Origin of the sequence: Xenorhabdus sp. KJ12.1 (genome assembly GCF_963876495.1) — a bacterium.
GTDB classification, from domain to species: domain Bacteria; phylum Pseudomonadota; class Gammaproteobacteria; order Enterobacterales; family Enterobacteriaceae; genus Xenorhabdus; species Xenorhabdus stockiae.
Genome location: NZ_CAWNQH010000059.1, coordinates 13,963 through 32,484 on the forward strand (window position 1 = coordinate 13,963; position 18,522 = coordinate 32,484).

The 18,522-nt window shown below is 41.8% G+C and carries 19 protein-coding genes; 11 read left to right on the forward strand and 8 right to left on the reverse strand.

Translation table 11 applies throughout. The features are described 5' to 3' along the window. Nucleotides 1-6: 6 nt before the first annotated feature. On the reverse strand, nucleotides 7-924 hold the full coding sequence (gene zipA / locus AACS92_RS06450; protein ID WP_099110532.1) for a cell division protein ZipA: 918 nt from the start codon (nucleotides 922-924) through the stop codon (nucleotides 7-9). Nucleotides 925-1,144: 220 nt separating this feature from the next. Here zipA and cysZ point away from each other — a divergent pair, with 220 nt between their 5' ends. From cysZ to crr, 5 genes are all read left to right on the forward strand, one after another. After that, nucleotides 1,145-1,912: a sulfate transporter CysZ gene (gene cysZ / locus AACS92_RS06455; protein WP_099110534.1), complete on the forward strand. Its 768-nt coding sequence runs from the start codon at nucleotides 1,145-1,147 to the stop codon at nucleotides 1,910-1,912. A 108-nt stretch (nucleotides 1,913-2,020) separates the two neighbouring features. After that, on the forward strand, nucleotides 2,021-2,974 hold the full coding sequence (cysK, locus tag AACS92_RS06460; protein WP_099110535.1) for a cysteine synthase A: 954 nt from the start codon (nucleotides 2,021-2,023) through the stop codon (nucleotides 2,972-2,974). Nucleotides 2,975-3,436: 462 nt separating this feature from the next. Further along, the gene (gene ptsH / locus AACS92_RS06465; protein ID WP_038262654.1) at nucleotides 3,437-3,694 is read left to right on the forward strand and encodes a phosphocarrier protein Hpr; all 258 of its coding nucleotides are present in this window, start codon (nucleotides 3,437-3,439) and stop codon (nucleotides 3,692-3,694) included. 260 nt (nucleotides 3,695-3,954) lie between these two features. After that, complete coding sequence (ptsI, locus tag AACS92_RS06470; RefSeq protein WP_099110537.1) at nucleotides 3,955-5,682, forward strand: phosphoenolpyruvate-protein phosphotransferase PtsI; 1,728 nt, start codon at nucleotides 3,955-3,957, stop codon at nucleotides 5,680-5,682. 65 nt (nucleotides 5,683-5,747) lie between these two features. Continuing rightward, nucleotides 5,748-6,257, forward strand: coding sequence for a PTS glucose transporter subunit IIA (gene crr, locus AACS92_RS06475; protein ID WP_099110538.1), 510 nt, complete (start codon nucleotides 5,748-5,750; stop codon nucleotides 6,255-6,257). A 239-nt stretch (nucleotides 6,258-6,496) separates the two neighbouring features. Here the strand turns inward: crr and cysM are convergent, their stop codons facing one another. The 5 genes from cysM to AACS92_RS06500 form a co-directional block, all read right to left on the reverse strand. Beyond that, on the reverse strand, nucleotides 6,497-7,378 hold the full coding sequence (cysM, locus tag AACS92_RS06480) for a cysteine synthase CysM (RefSeq protein WP_099110539.1): 882 nt from the start codon (nucleotides 7,376-7,378) through the stop codon (nucleotides 6,497-6,499). A gap of 136 nt (nucleotides 7,379-7,514) precedes the next feature. Next, the gene (gene cysA / locus AACS92_RS06485) at nucleotides 7,515-8,603 is read right to left on the reverse strand and encodes a sulfate/thiosulfate ABC transporter ATP-binding protein CysA (RefSeq protein WP_099110540.1); all 1,089 of its coding nucleotides are present in this window, start codon (nucleotides 8,601-8,603) and stop codon (nucleotides 7,515-7,517) included. A gap of 20 nt (nucleotides 8,604-8,623) precedes the next feature. Continuing rightward, entirely contained in the window at nucleotides 8,624-9,472 is an 849-nt protein-coding gene (gene cysW, locus AACS92_RS06490; RefSeq protein WP_099110542.1) for a sulfate/thiosulfate ABC transporter permease CysW, read from the reverse strand. Continuing rightward, complete coding sequence (gene cysT / locus AACS92_RS06495) at nucleotides 9,472-10,305, reverse strand: sulfate/thiosulfate ABC transporter permease CysT (RefSeq protein WP_099110543.1); 834 nt, start codon at nucleotides 10,303-10,305, stop codon at nucleotides 9,472-9,474. Before cysT ends, cysW begins: the two co-directional genes overlap by 1 nt. A 442-nt stretch (nucleotides 10,306-10,747) precedes the next feature. Continuing rightward, nucleotides 10,748-11,374 carry an RpoE-regulated lipoprotein gene (locus AACS92_RS06500; protein WP_099110545.1) on the reverse strand — a complete coding sequence of 209 codons (627 nt, stop codon included), beginning with the start codon at nucleotides 11,372-11,374 and terminating at the stop codon, nucleotides 10,748-10,750. A 210-nt stretch (nucleotides 11,375-11,584) separates the two neighbouring features. Here AACS92_RS06500 and AACS92_RS06505 point away from each other — a divergent pair, with 210 nt between their 5' ends. Next, complete coding sequence (locus AACS92_RS06505; protein WP_153044772.1) at nucleotides 11,585-12,037, forward strand: hypothetical protein; 453 nt, start codon at nucleotides 11,585-11,587, stop codon at nucleotides 12,035-12,037. Between the two features lie 27 nt (nucleotides 12,038-12,064). On the opposite strand, the gene AACS92_RS06510 is transcribed toward AACS92_RS06505, so the two are convergent. Continuing rightward, nucleotides 12,065-12,487, reverse strand: a complete 423-nt coding sequence (locus tag AACS92_RS06510; RefSeq protein WP_099110548.1) for a GNAT family acetyltransferase — start codon at nucleotides 12,485-12,487, stop codon at nucleotides 12,065-12,067. Between the two features lie 320 nt (nucleotides 12,488-12,807). Here AACS92_RS06510 and AACS92_RS06515 point away from each other — a divergent pair, with 320 nt between their 5' ends. Beyond that, nucleotides 12,808-14,025 (forward strand): tyrosine-type recombinase/integrase, encoded by a 1,218-nt coding sequence (locus tag AACS92_RS06515; RefSeq protein WP_099110649.1) that lies wholly within the window; start codon nucleotides 12,808-12,810, stop codon nucleotides 14,023-14,025. A 133-nt stretch (nucleotides 14,026-14,158) separates the two neighbouring features. Next, nucleotides 14,159-14,437 carry a helix-turn-helix transcriptional regulator gene (locus tag AACS92_RS06520; protein WP_193756948.1) on the forward strand — a complete coding sequence of 93 codons (279 nt, stop codon included), beginning with the start codon at nucleotides 14,159-14,161 and terminating at the stop codon, nucleotides 14,435-14,437. 177 nt (nucleotides 14,438-14,614) lie between these two features. On the opposite strand, the gene AACS92_RS06525 is transcribed toward AACS92_RS06520, so the two are convergent. After that, entirely contained in the window at nucleotides 14,615-14,794 is a 180-nt protein-coding gene (locus AACS92_RS06525; protein ID WP_099110550.1) for a YlcI/YnfO family protein, read from the reverse strand. A gap of 61 nt (nucleotides 14,795-14,855) precedes the next feature. On the opposite strand from AACS92_RS06525, the gene AACS92_RS06530 reads away from it, so the two are divergent. Genes AACS92_RS06530 through AACS92_RS06540 form a run of 3 tightly spaced genes read left to right on the forward strand, consistent with a single transcriptional unit; the run spans nucleotide 14,856 to nucleotide 18,257 of the window. Beyond that, a complete protein-coding gene (locus AACS92_RS06530) occupies nucleotides 14,856-15,116 on the forward strand; it encodes a hypothetical protein (protein WP_153044773.1) in 261 nt (86 codons plus the stop codon). Further along, nucleotides 15,106-15,516 carry a hypothetical protein gene (locus AACS92_RS06535; RefSeq protein ID WP_193756949.1) on the forward strand — a complete coding sequence of 137 codons (411 nt, stop codon included), beginning with the start codon at nucleotides 15,106-15,108 and terminating at the stop codon, nucleotides 15,514-15,516. The genes AACS92_RS06530 and AACS92_RS06535 overlap by 11 nt, the downstream gene beginning before the upstream one ends. 2 nt (nucleotides 15,517-15,518) lie before the next feature. Beyond that, nucleotides 15,519-18,257: a DUF927 domain-containing protein gene (locus AACS92_RS06540; RefSeq protein ID WP_241537966.1), complete on the forward strand. Its 2,739-nt coding sequence runs from the start codon at nucleotides 15,519-15,521 to the stop codon at nucleotides 18,255-18,257. Nucleotides 18,258-18,522: the final 265 nt, after the last annotated feature.

Genomic DNA, 18,522 nt, shown 5'->3' on the forward strand with positions numbered 1-18,522 from the left:
GAAAATTTATTCCTGAGCACTGAGTGTATTGCGAATACGTGCCTTATAATTCTCAATCATTTGCGGTGTTAATATCTTACGCTCGGCATCTAACACCACTCCTCCTACATCAGAAGCAATACGCTGTGCTGCCTGCAACATCAGTTTAAAATTCTGATTAGAATCACCATATGAAGGAACGAGCATAAACATGGAGATCCCCGGAGTGCTGAAATCAGTCATACGTTCTGGATCAAATGACCCCGGCTTAACCATATTAGCCAGACTGAACAGTACTGCACCACTACCCGATGGGTTAAGGTGGCGGTGGAAAATATTCATATCCCCAAAACGGAAACCGGACTGTAAAATACTCTGAAGCAACACTTCGCCATTCAGCTCCTGACCATGATGAGCTGCTACATGCAGTACCAACACAGTCTCTTTTTTAGCTTGCTCAGCTTCTGTTTTCGCGGCATTTTCCAACTCAGACTGCTCGCTGACAGCCTCCGCTTCCTTACCTTCCGCACCATTTTGCTCAGCAGATTCAAACAGGCCAAGCTGCGATTCTTTCTGGCTTTCATTAATGGCATTCTCTTTTGCCACTGGTGCTTCAGGTTGTTGTTTTGAGAGTAAAGGATCGATTCCATTATCCGATGTTACTTCTGACAAATCAGGTGCATTACGCTCAATAACCGGCTCTTCACGATGTTCATGGCGAGATTTCGCTGATTCATGAACTGGTGAATTTGACGGATTATTAAATAGCTCATCGCCATCATTATCCTCTGACTCTTTCTCACGCTCCTGTTTACGACGTTTCACTGGGCGATCACGAAAGAGTGACGAACGCTCTTTACGGCTGGTCCACAACCCATGTAATAGCAAAGCTATTATGGCTATCGCACCAACAACGATTAATATCAGACGCAAATCCTGCATCATTGCTATCTCTGTTGTTTAAATTAATTGCCACCACGGCTGAATATTCTTTAGATAAGAGTATTTGTCAAATAGCACAAGTGCAAGCCTCTGCGTACTTTTCTTATCATAAAGAGAGATATCCCCTGTTTTTTCGAGTGTTTTTTACACATAAAACCACTGGTCAGTGGAAAATCCTGCCTATATCATACCGTCTCAATCACTCAGGAGAGAATAAGAAAATATGACGAATTCGACAAAATTGCCAAAACATCTAGGCGGTTTTCATTATATTGTACAAGGTTGGCATCTGGTAACCCGCCCGGGCATCAAAAGATTCGTTTTATTGCCTTTACTGGCTAATATCTTATTAATTGGTGGTGCTTTCTGGTGGCTATATCAGAAAATGGATGGTTGGATACAGTGGGCGCTAGATAAAGTACCGGACTGGATGCAATGGCTCAGCTATTTAATATGGCCGCTTGCTGTTATTTCTGTTTTACTTATTTTTACCTATTTTTTCAGCACACTGGCAAATTTTATTGCATCGCCCTTTAACGGATTATTAGCAGAAAAACTGGAAGCGCAATTGACTGGCATTCCTGCACCCGATACAGACATTTTTGATTTACTGAAAGATGTTCCCCGTATTCTGAAACGTGAGATAGTCAAAATCCTCTACTACCTCCCTCGCGCTATCGCTCTATTATTATTGTATTTTATTCCGGGTATTGGGCAAACTATAGCCCCCGTTCTCTGGTTTATTTTCAGTGCCTGGATGCTGGCTATCCAATATTGCGATTACCCTTTTGATAACCACAAGGTCAGTTTTATAGGTATGCGTAATACCCTGCGACAGGACAAAATTGACAACCTGCAATTTGGAGCAACAGTAAGTATATTAACGATGATCCCAGTCATCAATTTGTTCATTATGCCTGTTGCCGTTTGTGGTGCTACAGCTATGTGGGTTGATCGTTACCGTGCTCAGCATGCTATCAGAAATCGTTAAATATTCTTTTATATAATAAGAATAGACTGAAACTTTATTTCCATTCATAAGCTGTTCGCGTATGGTTAATTAATCACAACTCATGAGCATCTTAAGGGCAATCGGACAATGAGCAAAATTTATGAAGATAATTCGTTGACCATCGGTCACACTCCACTGGTACGCCTGAAAAATTTCGGAAATGGTCGCATTCTGGCCAAAATAGAGTCTCGTAATCCGAGTTTCAGTGTGAAATGCCGTATCGGTGCCAACATGATTTGGGATGCAGAAAAACGTGGCATTTTGACAAAGGATAAAGAGCTTATCGAGCCGACCAGTGGTAATACGGGAATTGCTCTTGCTTATGTCGCTGCGGCCCGTGGCTATAAATTGACACTAACAATGCCGGAAACCATGAGCTTAGAACGCCGTAAGCTGCTAAAAGCGTTGGGAGCAAAATTAGTGCTGACCGAAGGCGCTAAGGGCATGAAAGGTGCTATTGATAAAGCGAATGAAATCCGTGACAGTGCGCCTGAACGATATGTCCTGCTACAGCAATTTAGTAACCCAGCAAACCCTGAAATCCACGAAAAAACGACAGGGCCAGAAATTTGGGAAGATACCGATGGAAATGTTGATGTTTTTGTCGCTGGTGTAGGTACAGGAGGCACTATTACCGGTGTTGCCCGCTATCTGAAGAATACACAAGGTAAGCAAGTAAAAATTGTTGCTGTCGAGCCTGAAGATTCACCCGTAATCAGCCAAAAACTGGCAGGTGAAGAACTGAAACCAGGCCCACACAAAATTCAGGGGATTGGTGCAGGTTTCATCCCTGATAACTTGGATTTAACATTAGTTGACCGTGTATTTAAAATCAGTAACGAAGAAGCCATTAAAACAGCTCGCGAAATCACTGAAAAAGAAGGAATTCTTTCTGGCATTTCTTCAGGTGCTGCGGTTGCTGCGGCCATTAAACTCTCACAGGAAGACGAGTACAAGGATAAGAATATTGTTGTCATTCTGCCTTCTTCTGCTGAACGTTACCTGAGCACTGCACTGTTTGCCGATTTAGCCAACGATTAAATCTTCACCTCATTCCTTTTTCAACTTTATTGACAAAAAAGCACCTCAAGGGTGCTTTTTTGTGCATCAGATCAAAGTTTAAAACTTTCTTAGATGATTTATTCAGGCAGCTTTAGTATTTAACCAGTAATTATTTTGATGCACGAAATTAATCGTAAGACTGCCATAAAGAATCTTGTTTGGTTCAACTCATATTGGGTTAGTGTGTATTAACATCCAGTCAACAATAGAGTGGCATCAAATATGTTAATTTTTTGATAATGATTTCATGCATTTTATACCTATGGATTTCGTGCTGTATCAAAGCTGCAAATGTATAAAGCTGCTAAAAAACGACCTGAAAGAGTAAAGGCATATATCATTATTCATTTAACGGTTGTACAAGTCAGGATTAATCCAGCTAAACTAGTTTTAGTATTCTCTTGGCTTACCAACAAAAATTTAAGTTATTGAGGAAATACTATGTTCCAGCAAGAAGTTACTATTACTGCACCAAATGGCCTGCACACTCGCCCTGCTGCACAATTTGTTAAAGAAGCGAAGGGTTTTTCTTCCGATATTACTCTTACTTCTGGCGGCAAATCAGCCAGTGCGAAAAGTCTGTTTAAATTGCAAACGCTGGGACTGACTCAAGGAACTGTTGTTACAATCTCTGCTGAAGGTGAAGATGAACAACAAGCTGTTGAACATTTAGTGAAACTGATGGGTGAACTGGAATAGTCACTCACTCATACTCAATGGATTTCAAGTGGCATCACGATGGCAAGGGAGCTAATCTTTGGAGTATAGAGCACCGTATTCTTATAAAACGGTGTCTATAGTAAGTACAGCCAAAAAAGAACCAACTTGAAATACACCGAGTATACAAAGCCAGTCTATTTCATCCAGTACCATCCCCGGAATACAAAATCTGGGGATATTTAGAGCCTGCCTCTGAAGGCGCAATGAAATATAATCACCCGCAGTTAAGGTCATATAGTATGATTTCAGGCATCTTAGTATCACCAGGTATTGCTTTCGGTAAGGCATTATTGCTGAAAGAAGACCCCATCATTATCAATCATAAAAAAATCACTCCTGAACAGGTCGAACAAGAGATCTCACGCTTTAAACAAGGCCGGGATAAAGCCTCTGCTCAGTTAGAAGTCATCAAAGATACAGCTGAAAAAAATCTGGGTGCAGAAAAAGCCGAAATCTTCGAAGGCCACATCATGTTGCTGGAAGATGAAGAGCTGGAACAGGAAATTATTACGCTGATAAAGAAAAATCTGGCTACAGCAGATGCCGCCGTACACTCTGTTATCGAAGATCAGGCTAAGGCACTGGAAGAGCTGGATGATGAGTATTTAAAAGAGCGTGCCGCTGATGTTCGTGATATTGGTAAGCGCCTGCTGAAAAATATTCTGGGTATGCCGATTATTGACTTAGGCTCCATTGCAGAAGAAGTTATTCTGGTTGCAAATGACCTGACACCTTCAGAAACCGCACAGCTCAATCTGGATAAAGTACTGGGGTTCATTACAGATTTAGGTGGCCGGACATCTCACACTTCAATTATGGCACGTTCTCTGGAACTGCCTGCCATTGTCGGGACAACCAACGCAACAACTCAGATTAAAAATGGCAGCTACCTTATTCTGGATGCTGTTAATAATCATATCTATATAGATCCATCTGACACTGAAATTGAACAACTCAAAAAAATCAAAAACGAATATCTGTCAGAAAAAACCGAATTAGCAAAACTGAAGGATTTACCAGCCATTACGCTGGATGGTCATCAGGTAGAAGTCTGCGCCAATATCGGCACAGTCCGTGATATTGCGGGCGCAGAACGTAATGGGGCAGAAGGCGTCGGCTTGTACCGTACCGAGTTCCTGTTTATGGATCGCGATTCTCTGCCAACTGAAGAAGAACAGTTTGAAGCCTATAAGGCTGTTGCCGAATCCGTTGGTAATCAGGCTGTTATTATCCGTACTATGGATATCGGCGGTGATAAAGAACTGCCTTATATGAATCTGCCCAAAGAAGAGAACCCGTTCCTTGGCTGGCGTGCAATCCGTATTTGCCTGGATCGCAAAGAAATATTACATTCTCAGTTACGTGCTATTCTCCGAGCCTCTGCATTCGGTAAACTTCGCATCATGTTCCCAATGATCATTTCTGTTGAAGAAATTCGGGAACTGAAAGCAGAACTATTGATGCTTAAAGATCAGCTACGTAACGAAAATAAAGCGTTCGATGAATCGATTGAAGTCGGCATCATGGTAGAAACGCCTGCTGCTGCAACCATTGCTAAACATCTTGCAAAAGAAGTTGACTTTTTTAGTATTGGGACAAACGATCTAACTCAGTATACTCTTGCGGTAGACCGTGGTAATGAGCTGATTTCTCATCTCTATAATCCAATGTCGCCAGCAGTGTTGAATCTGATCAAACAGGTGATTGACGCCTCACACGCAGAGGGTAAATGGACGGGCATGTGCGGTGAGCTGGCTGGAGATGAGCGTGCTACACTATTGCTTCTGGGCATGGGACTGGATGAATTCAGTATGAGTGCAATATCCATTCCAGGCATCAAGAAAATCATTCGTAATGCGAATTACGGTGATGCAAAAGCGCTAGCAGAACAAGCTTTAACTCAGCCAACTGCACAGGAGTTGATGGAATTGGTTGATACTTTTATCAGAGAAAAAACTCTCTGCTAAGTCAATTGACCAAGACAGCACCTTAGCCAGTACACGGTCCCATTAAAACAATTAGGAGAAGATTTATGGGTCTGCTTGATAAACTGAAATCATTAGTTTCAGATGATAAAAAGAACAGCGGCAGTATTGAAATTATCGCTCCATTATCAGGTGAGATAGTTAATATCGAAGATGTTCCGGATGTTGTTTTTGCGGAAAAAATTGTAGGTGATGGTATCGCTATCAAACCTACAGGTAATAAGATTGTCTCCCCTGTTGATGGCACCATTGGTAAAATCTTCGAAACTAATCACGCTTTTTCCATCGAATCTGATAACGGGATAGAGCTTTTCGTTCACTTCGGTATTGATACCGTTGAACTGAAAGGTGAAGGCTTTAAACGGATTGCCGAAGAGGGCCAGCGAGTACAGAAAGGTGATTTGGTTTTAGAGTTTGATTTAGCGTTTCTGGAAGAAAGAGCCAAGTCAACCTTAACTCCTGTTGTTATCTCTAACATGGATGAAATCAAAGAATTATCTAAAGTCAGTGGATCAGTGGTCGTTGGTGAATCGGTTATCATGCGAATTAAGAAGTAGCTGAATACATCACTGGTAAGCTGTTGTGGGTCGCCTCTGTTTTATCATTTAACCCGATAAAACAGAGGCGATTTCTTTATTAACTAATTGAATCAGGAGAAACCATTTCCCATTTGCCAAACAATGTCAATCCGGCAGACTTTGCCAATGCCAAAGACGCAAAATTATCAATCTGGCATCGGTATTGAAAATAACGACATAACCTTTACTCACTAAGTTAGATTCAGTAAATAAAAAAGTTAATTAAAAACACCTGTAGATAAATATCTATCGCCGCGATCACAAATAATTACCCCAATAACGGCTCCCGGATTTTCAGCTGCGATACGCAGCGCTCCAGAAACAGCTCCGCCAGAGCTCACCCCACAGAAAATACCCTCTTTCTGTGCCAACAACCGCATCATCGTTTCCGCCTCATTCTGGGTAATATCCAGTATTTGATCCACCAGATCTTTCTGATAAATTCCGGGCATATATGCTGGTGACCAGCGCCGAATACCGGGAATATGGCTGTTTTCTGCCGGCTGTAATCCTATGGTTTGTATATTATCTGACTGAAATTTCAGGTAACGGCTCACTCCGGTAATAGTGCCGGTTGTGCCCATACTGGAGACAAAATGGGTGATACGCCCTTGCGTTTGCTGCCAAATTTCCGGCCCTGTTGTCTTGAAGTGTGCCAGCGAATTATCTGTATTATTAAATTGATCAAGCACCTTTCCTTCGCCATTCAGCTCCATTTGCTGTGCTAAATCTCTGGCACCTTCCATTCCCAATTCTTTACTGACCAAAATTAATTCAGCACCATAAGCCCGCATTGATGCCTGACGCTCAAGGCTCATATTTTCAGGCATCAGTAGCTTAAGCCGGTAACCTTTTACTGCTGCAATCATCGCCAATGCAATGCCCGTATTACCACTTGTGGCTTCAATCAGGACATCCCCCGGTGAAATTTCTCCCCGTAGTTCGGCTTGTTGGATCATTGAGAGAGCGGCCCTGTCTTTTACAGAGCCAGCAGGATTGTTGCCCTCAAGTTTCACCCAAATTTCTGCATCAATACTTTCAGTAACTCGTTGTAATTTCACCAACGGAGTATTACCGATAAAATTTTCTAAGCTTGCCACTGCATTACCTGAATCACATATGAGAATAGGCAACAGAATAATCGTATTCAGAAAACTGTCGCAAGCTCTAAATAAAAAACCCCTGTTTTCTTATAGAAAACAGGGGAAACCCAAGGGTTAAGAGAATAATGAAAAATTAAGCAGATTCAGCGAGTTTTAATACTTTTAATGGTGAATCCCCTTCATACAGATGGGCACCTTTGCCTCCCATGAAATACTGGCTGCCACGAACTGGAATTGATGAACTATCCGACCAGATAACCGATAAACTCTCGTCTCCCCAACCAACAGGCTGGACAGACAACAGTGAAAAATGCCCCCGTGGATTAACTTCCGTCACTTTAACAGGCAAAGGGCAGGATGATGTTTGTTGTTTACTGAGGTTCATATCCCACGGTCGCAGGAATACATCAACACTTCCCTGATGCAATGGTGCCACTTCCAATGGAAAAGTTTTTCCGCCAACCCACAACTGAGAGCCTTTAATCTCACCATGTAACTGATTCACTTCGCCCATGAATTCCATCACAAAACGGCTTTCCGGCTCTTTCCATACCTGCTGTGGCGTGCCAACCTGCTCGATAGCACCTTGATTCATCACTACAATCCGATCAGCAACTTCCATTGCCTCTTCCTGATCATGTGTGACAAAAACACTGGTAAATTGCAATTCTTCATGAAGCTGGCGTAACCAACGGCGTAATTCCATTCGAACCTGCGCATCCAGAGCACCAAATGGCTCATCCAGTAAGAGGATCTGAGGCTCAACAGCGAGTGCCCTTGCCAATGCTACCCGCTGTTTCTGTCCACCAGAAAGCTGTGACGGATAGCGATCTGCAAGGTGAGATAATTGCACCATATCAAGTAACGACATTACCTTGCGGCGCAGTGCCTCTCGCTCAGGCCGCTGACGCCGAGGAAGTACAGTTAAACCAAAAGCAACGTTATCAAACACGCTCATATGACGAAACAGAGCATAATGCTGAAAAACAAAACCAACTTGCCGATCTTTTGCATGTACCTGACTGACATCCTTATCATGAAACTTAAGTTGCCCCGCACTGTGCTGTTCAAGTCCGGCAATAATCCTCAGTAAAGTCGTCTTGCCGGAACCGGATGGGCCAAGCAAAGCAACCATTTCACCAGATTCAATATTCAGTGATATATCATTCAGTATCTGAACACGACCAAAAGATTTACTGATTTTGCTGATTTCAATACTCATATCCTGCTCCCGACCTTTATTTACTGGCGATTCAAATAACTCAAACGCCACTGCAAAGCACTTTTGACAATCAGGGTAATAATCGCCATCACTGCCAATAAAGCCGCCGCCACAAATGCACCAACAGTGTTGTAATCCTGGTAAAGCAGTTCAACCTGCAAAGGTAAAGTGTATGTTTCCCCTCTGATTGCGCCGGATACCACAGATACCGCACCAAATTCACCAATTGCCCGGGCATTAGTTAAAACAATGCCATACAGCAATGCCCAACGAATATTCGGTAATGTCACACGCCAGAACATTTGCCAGCCAGAAGCACCTAATAATATTGCCGCTTCATCCTCCTGACTGCCCTGACTCAGCATTACCGGCACCAATTCACGGACAACGAATGGGCATGTAACAAATACCGTGACCAGAACCATACCCGGCCATGAAAACATTAACTGGATGTCATAGTTTCCCAGCCATTCTCCCATCCAGCCGTTAACACCGTAAAACAGCAGGTAAAGCAACCCAGCCACAACAGGTGAAACGGCGAATGGAATATCAATTAATGTCAGCAACAATTGTCTGCCGGGAAATTGGAAGCGGGTTACCAGCCATGCAGTGACTACGCCAAAAATCAGATTAATAGGAACAGTAATAAGTGCGATCAGCACGGTTAGCCAAATAGCATGGAGCATATCGGGATCAATAAGATTCTGGGTAAGAATATCGATTCCCTGTGAAAAAGCAGTCAGAAAAATCCACGCTATCGGAATGACCAGAAACAGGATGGAAATAACCACTCCCGCCCCAATCAGGAACCATTTTCCCCAGTTTATTGAGGGGCGCATCATCTGCGTGTATTCAGAGAAATCAGCCACTAACGTCCCCCGATCCGCTTACCAAAGCGACTTTGTAATAAGTTAACGCTAAACAGCAATAACAGTGATACCGCAAGAATAACTGAAGCAATTGCGCTGGCCGCGGGATAATCAAACTCCTGCAACCGGACGAAAATCATCAGGGAAGCCACTTCGGTTTGCCACGCAATATTACCCGCAATAAAAATAACTGCGCCGAATTCTCCCAGACTACGAGTAAAAGAGAGCACTGTGCCTGCTATCAATGCAGGAGAGACTTCTTGCAAAATAACCCGCCGAAAAGTCTGCCAGCGATTCGCCCCTAATGTCTGAGCTGCTTCTTCATATTCAGGCCCTAATTCTTCGAGTACTGGCTGAACGGTACGAACAACAAAAGGCAGGCTGGTAAATGCCATTGCAACCGCAATTCCCAGCCAAGTATTGGCGACTTTAATATCAAAATGAGCAAGCCAAGAGCCATACCATCCGGTTGTAGAAAATAGAGTTGCTAGAGTTAGCCCTGCGACTGCTGTCGGCAATGCAAATGGTAAATCCATTAATCCGTCAAGCAAGTAGCGCCCCGGAAAACGATAGCGGGTAAGTATCCACGCCATTAGCATTCCAAAAAACATATTGAATAAGCTAGCGACAGCCGCTGCCAATAAAGTTACCTGATAAGCTGCGACAACCTGTGGATTCGCAATGACCTGCCAATATTGTTCCCATGTCATGCTGGAAAGCTGTATGACCAATGCGCTTAGCGGTAGTAGCAGGATCAGGCAAGTATAAAGCAGGCTACAACCCAGACTCAGCCCAAATCCGGGTAATACTCGTTTACTGGATGCAACAAACATTATTGGCACCCATTTCTCAAAGTTGCTCCCACACATTCCCAGTGTTGAAGTAAATTTTTATCAGAATTACTCAGTAACTCGACCACAAGCTTCATTCAAACCTTACCCATCAAGCTATTCAGCAAGAATTTTTTAACGACTATTTTTAACAATAAGTTATCCATACTGTATCCAGAATATTTATAACAGGATAGTTAACTATCTCCTGTTTTATATACCGAATTTTTATGAGAAATGATGAAACGAGATAAGCTATAAAAAATAAAGGGTTATTAACTGAGGGCTGAGGGAATTAACATCTGACATACTGGAGCTGATTTTGTCGACCGGAATATTGACTTGATTAAAATACTTCCTGTATAACCTCCATCGTTCAAATGGTCTCTTTATTGGCAGCACTCCCTTGCCGCCACAATAATTTGAAATTTATTAGATATATCTTTTAGTTGGCTTTCCAGATAATGCGGGAAATTTTCCATGTTTTCAGCACATCATCTGGAGGGAGCAACTCTTCCGAACCATTCCATGTTCCGGTAAATACATAACTGATATTTCGGCTTTGGGGAGCAATACAGACAATCTCCTGCTGCACAGTTATTATGTCGTCGGAACGCTGGCAGGCACCATAAGCTTTGTCATACAGCGTAGAGAAAGATGTACCTATTTTTGTTCCCCAAGCGGTCTTAATCCCTTCATCCAGAATGATAATATGAGCTACCTTTCCATTATTCAGACCCGATAATTCAATTCTGACCTGATCTCCCTCCATTCCCTGTATTACACTGAAAAATTGGCCATTTTTCATCTCCATACCGCTACGCAGGCGATATCTGTTATCCAACCCCTGCTGAATGACAGATAAGTTCATATCTGTCTGTTTATTGACTTTCCCTACGCCCTGTTCAGATACCTCCAAAGTACGACTAAACCAATTTAAAGGAGACAGGGAAGACCATGAAAACCCTGATGTTCCTGCACAGGCAGTTAATAACAATGAACCGCCTATCAGGCCACTGAACGCCATAATTCTTTTTTTAAATAACAGGCTAAATAAAAAATATCTTTTCATTACAAATCATTACCTTTGACTATTCTAACATCTTATTATTGATATCATTCAAAAACAGCAAGTTAAGAATGAATAACTTCCTTAATACAGAGGCCTATAAAAAAGACAGATAAAAATACAGTTTTATAAATCCATTGTGCAATTATTTACAAATAGGTAGATATCATATCGGATCATGGAATAAATATAAACCAATGGTGAAAGTGCGTGGTGGCGGCAATGATCCCAACATTTATTAATTTTCTAGATATCCCTACTGTAACAAACAGTTTTGTAACAACAAGGGATATGATCAAAACAGCAATACCTCAAATGCTATATCTGACAAATGATATAAAAAAAGATATTATAATTCAGAAAAATAAAAAGACACCCGAAAATATAACGGATAATAAAGTCTGCAATCTTCCTTTAATCAACTGGCGGATTTTAATAAAAAAACCTGAATCACCAATTAAATATCATTATTATTTCTTCAAAGATAGCAATGGAAAAATTCAGGTTGTGATTACGCCTGAAATTGAACATGAAAATTATTTAATATCAAAAAGTCTCATTGCAGAAAGTAAATATAAATTCAAATTTCATCATGCGATAAAAAAAACAGCGAGGAAATTATTGAGCTTTTTGTATAAAGGGGCGGTTCATGGCCGAACAACATAATATTTCCCAGCCATTTACCTTCAATATTTAATCAATAATCAGACGCTTATTAAATACAGTATGTTCCTGCCCCCAATAATCATATTCCATTTTTTCACACATACAAATTGTGGCATCATTCTCTTCTGGAACCATGATTAGAATACTAGGGCAACCTCTCGCTAATAATTTTTTCTCAAGACGGGAAACCAATGCATTAGCAATGCCTCTCCCTCTGAATTCGGGATGAACACCTAAATAATAAGCATGACCACGATGCCCATCGTAGCCACCCATTACAGTCCCAACAACTTCTCCTGCCACTTCGGCAACCAGAAATAAATCAGCATCATGAGTTAATTTACGCTCAATATCGAGTTCCGGATCATCACCGGGATTAATCAGATCACAACGCTCCCAAAGCGTGATAGCGGCTTCAAAATCTTCTTGCCGAAATACCCTAATTTCCATAGTTAGCCAGCCTGTTTAATAAGCAATCAGTTTAATGTCAATAATCACTACTTTCATTTCGGAATCAATATGAAAATGCGTTCATTGATACTAACAGGTATACTGCCTATAGCCATAAACTAACCAGAATGAAAGCAGAAATGAATATAGCTAATATATATTAGTTTAATGTTTCGATGTTTGTCTATGATTATTGTTTTTATTTTAAAATCAAATGATTAATTATTTACCTACCTGTATATTGTTCCAGTGCTTATTGACGTTTTACCTCTCTTGCAGCACACTATGTATAAACAATTATATAAATATCTTTAATGATCATGGCTGCCGAATTAAACAAGCTCAGTGATAAAAAACTTAAAACCCTACACGGAAAAGAAAGGAATAAGATTGAATTTTTTGCCGATGGCGCTGGATTGAGTGCAAAAGCCTCTAAAGTTGGTGGTATTAGCTGGGTCTTTACCTACCGACTTGATGGAAAAAAGTTAAATCGTCTCACCATTGGACGCTACCCTGATATGCCCCTGAAGCAAGCCCGTGAAACACGGGATAAATGCCGTAACTGGTTGGCATCCGGTAAAGATCCAAAGCTGCAATTTAATTTAACGATGCAGGAATCATTAAAACCAGTCACCGTAAAAGACGCCATTGAGTATTGGATTGAACACTATGGCAGAGACAATCGAGCCAATATTGATGCCCTCATTCGCCAATTAGAAAAGCATATTTATCTCTATATTGGTGAAATGGCATTATCTGACTGTGAAATAACATATTGGCTACAATGCTTTGATAAAATGAAAAAGGAAGCTCCTGTAGCTGCTGGCGGGATGCTTCAATTATGCAAACAAGCTCTAAAATTTTGCCGTGTAAGAAGATATGCAATTAGCCATGTATTGGATGATTTGACTATTTCTGATGTCGGAAAAAAACAAACTAAAGGCCAGCGTTATTTAGAAGATAATGAACTTGGTCAATTATGGGAATCTATAAGATCAGGAAGCTACCTGCCCTATTATAATAATTTATTGAAAATTTTGATTGTATTTGGTTACCGGACGAGAGAGATTAGATTATCTAAATGTTCAGAATGGAATTTGAATTCTATGTTATGGACTGTCCCAAAAGAAAATAGCAAGACAGGTGAAAGAATTATTCGCCCGATACCTGAGTGTATGAAATCATTCTTAGAAAACCTTGTTTATCAAAATAATAAAAGTGATTACCTATTAGGGGAATTTAAAAGCACCGAAACAGTATCTGAGTATGGAACGAAGATATGGAGAAGATTAGGCCATGTAGATAAATGGTCTTTGCATGATTTAAGGCGCACTTTTTCCACAAAATTAAATGATATGAAAGTAGCCCCACATATTGTTGATCAACTTTTAGGCCATATTTTGCCGGGCGTCATGGCGATATACAACAAGAGCCAATACCTACCAGAGAAACGAGTTGCTTTAAACCAGTGGTGCGAGAGGCTAGATCTATTGGCGGCTAATCATGATAACGTGGTTATATTAAAAGCAGCTCAATAATGGGAACTAATGAGTTTGATGATGAACATGATCATTGTGATATATACGTAACAAATGTGGCTTTCTTTCTTAATAATTTCTGTTAAGTAAAATACCCTCACAAAAACAATTAAACAGTGAGGGTAACATAATCATGCAATACAGCACTCCTACACCAGAAGAACGTCGCTCTATCCTTTCCGAATATGGTGAACCTTATGATCGGCTTATACGTGAAAAAGAACGCCAGCACATCACCTCTATTTCCAGAACATCAGCATGGAAATTGGAAAATGAAGGTCGTTTCCCTGCCCGTAAGCCACTAGGCCGTAACTCCTGCGCTTGGTTGCTTAGCGATCTGCTGCATTGGGTGCATAATCCGCCCACAGTAGAAAACGTGAATAACCCATATAGCCGCAAATCTACCAATTAAATAATAACGTCATAAAAAATTAACTGCCTTAATTGGCAGCGGCCAAATTCACCCTAAAAGCAGCTTAATTTCGGGAATAATTGATGTGATGGTAGATATTAGTTATAGAAATTCTTTGATACTTAATAACCATCAATTTGAGAGACAACCCTCTTTAAGAGGGTTAATTGATGATTCTTACTCAGATGATACTTTGGCTTTACGTTGGCGGCGTTTGATTTCACCCGACATAGCCGAAATTATGAATTGCGCAGTGCTTTCGCCTTCTTCTTTAAATTTTTCCATTGAATCAACAAGCTCATGCGGTACACGAGCTTCTAATTTTTTTGACTTTGCGTTTACTGCTTTCGTTGCCATATCTGCATCCATTAGTAGTTGGTGGCTGACAGTATACGCAAAAAATTTTTATAAAAAAGAATTGACGTGGCTGACACTTAAAAATACGATGGTGGCTGACACCATGCTTTATTCAGGTGATACAAACAGCAACGCCCCGAAGTGCGCTAACACTATCGAGGCGTCTGACCACAACATTATCGGAGCTAATGCTATGGCTGATACACAGTCTAACCAAACTCGCCTTAAATTTACATTCCTTATTGTATTCGGCACTCAGCGGCTGGCTGATATGCCCTCTTTGATCTTCGCATTATGTCAGGGGGCATACAATGAGTCATAAACCTATCTCACTAAAACAAGCGCTATATCGTGCAGGTCTGAGTATTTCACTTTTCACGTTCATTACCCAAAAAGCCAAAGGTGAACGCTGCGAAACCAATTTAAATAATCTGATTGCATTGGCGCACGACATTCATCAGGAGGTTCACCGCGCGCTGTTGAAACATGCTCCTCAGCCACCGATGAATAAATTATTAAATTGCATTGTATACAGAAAATCCGATCCATTAGGTCAGGCCTCATTTCGTGCTGGTTTATGTATCTCTTTATATGAGGTCATTCTTGAGCAGGCCAGCCAACACTGCTCGGAAGAATTACATGATTTGCTTTCGCTGGCCTGTGATATCAATCAGGAAGTCTACTATTCGCTTTATGCAGCAGTTAATGGCGAGGACGAGTGATCATGAATCAGGGAAATAATAATCAGAAAAGCCGCCCGTTAGATGTGATTCGAACAGTGAAAACATCAGCCATCAATCACTGGCAAAGCCTGTTGCCTGCTTGTGGTGTTGAAGTTCCGGTAAAAGGCAAGCATGGTGCTTGCCCGATATGCGGCGGCACTGATCGTTTTCATTTTATTGATGATAACCATAACGGTGATTGGCATTGCCGCCAGTGCGATGAACCTAATTATGGTGATGGGCTGGATTTAGTGGCAAGAACCAAAGGGATCACAATCTTTGCCGCCGCTAAGTTGGTAGCTGATGCGCTGGCACTTCCTTTACCTGAACCCAAGTCCGCCCAAGAGCACCCCCGAACAGTAAAACCGATTGCAGAACGCATCGCTGCACTGGTTGCAACTTCTATCATCGGTGAATCTCAGTATCTGACTAAAAAGGGGCTTCAATGCCCCAATCAGCGGTTATTGAAAGATGGCTCTTTATTGCTGGTGACTCAGACGCTGGACGGCACAATCACGGGCGCACAGACCATTAAGCCAAACGGTGAAAAACGCCTTGTTACAGGTACGCAGAAAAAAGGGAGTTTTATTCCCGTCTCAGAGATTACCGGAACGCCGGACACTTTCATCATTACCGAGGGTTACGCCACCGCGTTAACCGTCAGCCAGTTACATGAGGGTGTGGTATTGGCAGCTATTGATGAAAGCAATTTATTCACCATTGCCGAGCAGGTCAGAACACAGTGGCCTAACGCAAAAATTATCCTTGCCGCTGATAACGATTGGCACGAACCGGAAGAGCGGGACAAAAACGGCAGGCTAAAAAAGAATGTCGGCAAGATAGCGGCAGAAAAAGCCGCTATAGCGATTAACGGCTGGGTCACGCTACCGCCTATGGCATTGAAATCTGATTGGGACGATTATCGCCAACATCATGGTATCGAAGCAGCAAAGCAGGCATTCAGCAACGGGTTATATCAGGTAGGGAAAGAAGAATCAGTGTCAAAATCAATCATAGCTAATTTGGATGAACATCGGGAAAAAGAGCGTGATCCATTAAAACCGCATGTTGATACCCGAAAAGAGGGTATTTATTGGGTTGAACCTAAAGAGCAGAATGGCGAAATCATTGAGATTGAAAAATGGTTAAGTGATTACATGGAAGTTGTCGGCATTGGCAACGATGGCGGAGAAGGTTATCTCATTATTAAATTATCTCAGGAAGGTACAGACAAACTAACCTTTGAGGCCATGCCCCGCCGTGAAATTGGGATGCCGATAGGCTGGGCGCGGTTGCGTTCTAGAGGGATAAATATCACAACCAAAAATAGCCTCTTACCGATTTTATCTGACCATTTACAGCGCAGCGGAGATCGCCGCCAGTGGGAAGTAACACAAACGGCAGGCTGGCACTGTGGGGCGTATGTTATGCCGGATGGCGAAATTATTGGTCAGCCTTATATGCCAGTGGCGTTCTGTGGTGGTACATCGGCGGTTGCGGGTTATGTGGTTAGGGGAACTGCCGACGAATGGAAAAACCATGTTGCTTCATTAATGAAAGGAAACCGCTCAATGATGTTGGGTGTGCTGGTGGGACTAGCTGCCCCACTCAATTCGTTAGCAGGCGGTAGCTGTTTTGGTGTTCACTTGTTCGCCCAATCCTCAGCGGGAAAAACGACCACCGTTGAAGCTGCCAGTAGCTTATATGGTGATCCCGAAGAACTAAAATTATCGTGGCACGGCACGCACCACGGCTTAAATAATGAAGCCGCCGCTCGCAATGATGGTTTTTTGCCCATTGACGAAATCGGACAAAGTGCTAATTCGAAAGAAGTCGCAAACAGTGCTTACAGCTTGTTTAACGGTGTCGGTAAAATTCAGGGTAAACGAGAAGGTGGAAACCGTGCCGTTATTCGCTGGAAGATAGCCGCGCTTTCAACGGGGGAAGAGGATTTAGAAACCTTTTTGATAAAAGGCGGAATTACACCAAAAGCAGGGCAGCTCGTCAGGCTGTTAAGTGTTCCTTTTATTGATACTGAATTTTTCAATGGTTATGAGGATGGTGACACCCACGCAAGGGCAATTAAGCGTGAATCTAAGCGTTATTGTGGTACAGCGGGACGGGCATGGATCTTATGGCTGTCTGAAAATCAGGAACAGGCAATAGAAATCGTGACCCGTAAAGAGAAAGCGTGGTTGGATAGCCTGCCAGAAGAAGCCTCAGCCCAAGTAAAACGTGTAGCTGTGCGTTTCGCTTTATTGGATGCAGCCGGAGAGTTGGCGACTCATATCACCGGTTGGGGCAAAGAAGATTGCCATAGTGCGATAAGGCAAAGTTTTGATGACTGGTTAACAGATTTTGGTATCGGAAACCGTGAAAAATATCAGGTTGTCACCCGCGCCCGTGATTTTATCCAGAAGTACGGTCTGTCGCGTTTTCAGCCTTATGCCTACGGAAAATTGAATGGAAACATAGATACCGTTCACGCAATGAGAATCAACAATCTTGCAGGCTATCTGGTGAATAATCGCCGCAGTGATGGGCGGGTGGAATATCACATTATCCCCAGTGTATTTGAAGAGGAGATATTGCAGGGATTACAGAAGAAATCAGGCTTTGAAGCTCTGGAAGAAGCCGGAATGTTGATTAAAACGGAGAAAGATCGCTTTATCAGTAAAACTATTTCAGTGAATGGTACTCAAGGGCGGTTTGTAGTGCTGGTTTTCAATGATGAAGATTAATCCTCACGTAAGATAAAAACATTGGGATAGCGGGGTAACGGGACAGTAAATAGTTAATTGGATATTTATCAGATAGTTATATTTATTTTAATTAACCCGCATTATCCCATTATATCCCGTAACATTATGTGATGATAAATTATATAGTATTATATTAATTGTATCATCGAAAAAAATTTCCATTTGGTAGGCAGTAATTAATTAGGTATTAAATAATTACGATTAATAATTTTTTCTACGGGGTATGTGGGATAAAACGGGGTTA